The organism is Stenotrophomonas maltophilia group sp. RNC7, assembly GCF_030910085.1.
Taxonomy (GTDB): Bacteria; Pseudomonadota; Gammaproteobacteria; order Xanthomonadales; family Xanthomonadaceae; genus Stenotrophomonas; species Stenotrophomonas sepilia.
Genome location: NZ_JAVFVN010000506.1, coordinates 1 through 3,691, shown reverse-complemented (window position 1 = coordinate 3,691; position 3,691 = coordinate 1). Strand labels below are relative to the sequence as shown.

Annotated in this window: 5 protein-coding genes; all 5 read right to left on the bottom strand. The window is 28.7% G+C overall.

The window, feature by feature from the left end; genetic code table 11:
- Positions 1 to 410: SEC-C domain-containing protein (locus RCF13_RS09960; RefSeq protein WP_308141108.1), on the bottom strand; the 410-nt coding region annotated here is incomplete at its 3' end.
- A 190-nt stretch (positions 411 to 600) separates the two neighbouring features.
- Positions 601 to 903: a hypothetical protein gene (locus RCF13_RS09955; protein WP_308141107.1), complete on the bottom strand. Its 303-nt coding sequence runs from the start codon at positions 901 to 903 to the stop codon at positions 601 to 603.
- A gap of 420 nt (positions 904 to 1,323) precedes the next feature.
- Positions 1,324 to 2,043, bottom strand: a complete 720-nt coding sequence (locus tag RCF13_RS09950) for a Bax inhibitor-1/YccA family protein (protein ID WP_042516272.1) — start codon at positions 2,041 to 2,043, stop codon at positions 1,324 to 1,326.
- A gap of 132 nt (positions 2,044 to 2,175) precedes the next feature.
- A complete protein-coding gene (locus tag RCF13_RS09945) occupies positions 2,176 to 2,802 on the bottom strand; it encodes a hypothetical protein (RefSeq protein ID WP_308141106.1) in 627 nt (208 codons plus the stop codon).
- A gap of 158 nt (positions 2,803 to 2,960) precedes the next feature.
- Positions 2,961 to 3,449 (bottom strand): hypothetical protein, encoded by a 489-nt coding sequence (locus RCF13_RS09940; RefSeq protein ID WP_308141105.1) that lies wholly within the window; start codon positions 3,447 to 3,449, stop codon positions 2,961 to 2,963.
- Positions 3,450 to 3,691: the final 242 nt, after the last annotated feature.

Sequence of the window (3,691 nt, the reverse complement as noted above, 5' to 3'; positions counted from 1 at the left end):
GTTCGTTTGTTTATCATTTTCTGATTAGCCTCTCTGCTCTCCATACGGGCATCTAACCCAGTAGCATCTTTGACAAAATAATTAAGTAACTCCGGATCCTGTTCTTTTAATAGCTTTTCTCCTTCCAATGCTGCATTAAATACATCTTCTATTATTTCTTTATGATTTTTTCTTAAGTCATATAAAATATATTCAAATTCAAGCATAGAGATAATAAATGCATCATAGCAACAATTGAAGCAACCATTTTTACATGGATGCTCTTTATCCCTGCTATTGTATGTTTTTTCATTTTCAATAGCTTGGTAAAGATTACTTAAAATTTCTATGTAACTATTATTATGAACTTCTTTATGACATTTTTTTCTTTTTCTTCCACTACCACAATAGCAAAGTTCATTTCTACTCATAACTTAACCCCCTTATTTTCACTGAACGTAATTGTAAAATAATACTAAATGTATATATTAATAGTACCATGATTCTAAATTGACAATTTTATAAAAAGTACACATTCTTAATAGCCTTATAAAAAAGAAAACAAAAGAACATGTTCTTATATCTGTAAACATGCTCTTTATATAAAATATTCCTTAGAATTTATCTTGGAGTAATAGAGTCCCACGCTTTTTTAACTTTGAAAAATTCTTCATCAAGTGGTTTCCAAATGCAGTCGCTAAAAAACTCCTTGTTTATTACTAAATACTCCTTATGGTTCTCATCGTAAAAATAAGCTGACACATTGGGTTTATTTACTGGATAGAAAATTCCCTGGATAGAAAACATATATAAATGGTCAAAGTCGGATTCATCGACTTGTGGTTCTTTGGAATCTAATTGTAAATTCCCGTTTAAGTCGGCATTTAAAAAACATTTAACAGGCTGCTTTGGTATTGAATACATTTTGTTCTCTCCCTGTTAATCTATTTGGAACTAAAGTAATAGATTTAGTAATATTAAAATATGATGATGAAAAATCCTAACCTGGATAAAGTCCGTCTAACCCGTTGACCCCACTTAATTCATATTTACTTGTTATATATTTTAAGTAATGATAAAAAGATTGTTTTTCTTCATTCCACTTCCATTTTTCATTAAGAAATGAGGTTATTAAAATGAGTTTATCCATTACCAGTTTTGATTGAAAACGATACTCTAAACCACTTTCAAATTTCTCTATCCGTATGAATTCATTAATAAGTTCAGTAAGTATTTTCTCAATTATTTGCGGTTCTATTATTACTCTTGGACATTTCATATTTCTTCCTCCATAGCATAGTGATATTTACATAAAGCTTTATTCTAAAACAACTCATTGTAAATCTATTTTCCAGTCACCATACCAACAATGATTCGAATTAATCTAAGCAGTTCTAAGTATAACCATATGATAGTTACTAATATAGAAAATGCACCATACCATTCCATATATTTAGGTAAATTATGCTCAACCATATACTCGATATTGTGGAAATCTGCTAAAAAGGAAAGGGAAGCAACAATTACAATTAAGATAGAAATGCCTAAAGTTAAAGGATTTGCTTCATGTAGGTACGGTAAGGATATTCCAAATAACTGTAACACCCAAATTAATAAATAAAAGATCATTATCCCGAATGTGACCGTAGACAAAGTAGAAACAAAACGTTGAGTTACATTAATAATTCTTGCCCAATAAAGGAATGCCATAGATAGCATAATAGCAATGGTTCCAGTTGCTGCTATAAAGATAATATTATCTAATAAGGTAGAGTAATAAGATGAAATTGTACCAACAAATACACCTTCAATAATCGCGAAAGTTGGTGCAGTAAACGGAGCCATTTTTGGAAAAAAACCAGTAATCAACGAAAGTAAAAAACCTGATACACCTAATCCAATATAAAGTTTAGTATTAAATATTATCATTGGAAAATGGGTAAATGAGAATACAGCTGTACTCATAAATAGTATTAATAAAATGCTTGTCTTGAACATGGTTGAATTTACTGTCATTTTTTTATCGTACGAATAAGCATTAAATAATGAGTTGCTTCTAAACATTGGATTTGAATTCAATATTGTCACTCCAAAACATATATTATTGGGCGTTCTTATCTTATGCGGAATCAAATTATTTCTATTATAAAGTTTCCTACTTATTTGTAGTTTTATAAAAAAGTTTGAATAAAAATATCAATCTTTAAATAAATCATTTATTTTTTCTAGGGTTATTTCCTCGATTTCAAATCTTATTTCGCCTTCATCTTCTTCAGGCTCCATTTCTATCCACTCTCCATCATCATAGGTTACTGGTATAAATTTAATTTCTTCTTTTAATTTGTAGTTAAAAGAAGAAATTTTTTTTAAAAAAATAGATTTTGCACTTTCTATATTTTTTGCACCAATATCAACTGAAAAATTAATGGCTCTAGGGGGAACAGGAAAATTTCTTTCCGCACGAATCAAAAAACTGTACAAGAATTCTGTTAGCTCTCTTTCATAAGTATTACCTAGAATGAATAATGCTTCGATACTTTCTTTTGTCTTTTCATGAATGAAAGGTTTATTCAAGGTAATCCCTACACAATTTCTCATCTTTTTCCCGTCACTAATACCATCAATATCATTAACTTTAAAACCTTGTTTCTCAACTATTTCAAGAATGTTGTCTATTTTCATTACTTCTGCACCCGTATAAAGTGTTGCTGGGCCATCTCCAAGAAGTGAAAACTCAACTTCAAATTCTTTTGCCCCTGGTAAGAGAGAATTTAAGCTCTGTTTTAATTCATTAATACTTTGATTTTTGTATGTTATTTTCATGTGTTAACTTCTCCTTTTTAACATTATGGATTATACAAAAAGAAATGGTTTTGATAAAAAGATTGATTGAATTTCTTTCAATATCCATCATCTAAAACGGTAGGACTATACTAAAAATTCATATTATTATTTGGCCGCAATGTTGAAGATAGATTAACTTAATGTAGGTGTGTCGAAGTTGAGGTGTCTTGATATAAAGATAGGTACTCTTTAATCTTTTGCATAATATGTCCATCGCTAGCTGCTGAATTGTTTAGGAAAATATGCAGTTTTTCTTCATCAATGTTTAGTAAAATGGATAGTTTTGTTATATCCAGTTCTTCAAATTCCATTAATCTTTTAACGACTATTTTTGGATCTTCTGAATCCCCCTTAATTATTTCATATAGTTCTGCTTTATAGTCTCTTTTTATACTTTCCAATTCTTTAATTTCGGAAGCGATGGAATCTAATTTAGTGCTAAATGATTTTAAATCAAATTGAATTTGTTCTTTTCTAAGCCAATTTTTTAATTCTGCAGCATTAGAAAAATCGTCCATTAATTGTCTTAAATTTGGTTCTAAATTATTTAATTCTTGTTTAAGATAAATTGCTCGTTCATAGACAAATACATTGTTTTCTTTTTGCTGTGGTAATAAATTACTCATTTAAATACCTCCCTGAAATATTATGAATTACAGTATAGCCATGAATTAAAGAGATTTTAATAGTAACTACTCAATTTTTATTAAGTAGTTACTCTTAAAATCTTAAAATAGTACAAAACCCCCTAAGTTTTTATTGAAACTTAGGGGGTTTGAATAATTAAGCCTGATTCCTTCTATTAATATTTCTTTTATTTATTTTAAAAAACCAGTAGAAAAACAAGTCTTCTACTAATTCATGTTCC

Excerpts from the sequence above, each read along its gene's own strand:
- RCF13_RS09945 (WP_308141106.1), bottom strand. The coding sequence starts at position 2,802 with ATGAAAATAACATACAAAAATCAAAGTATTAATGAATTAAAACAGAGC.
- RCF13_RS09940 (WP_308141105.1), bottom strand. The coding sequence starts at position 3,449 with ATGAGTAATTTATTACCACAGCAAAAAGAAAACAATGTATTTGTCTAT.
- RCF13_RS09950 (WP_042516272.1), bottom strand. The coding sequence starts at position 2,043 with ATGTTTAGAAGCAACTCATTATTTAATGCTTATTCGTACGATAAAAAA.
- RCF13_RS09955 (WP_308141107.1), bottom strand. The coding sequence starts at position 903 with ATGTATTCAATACCAAAGCAGCCTGTTAAATGTTTTTTAAATGCCGAC.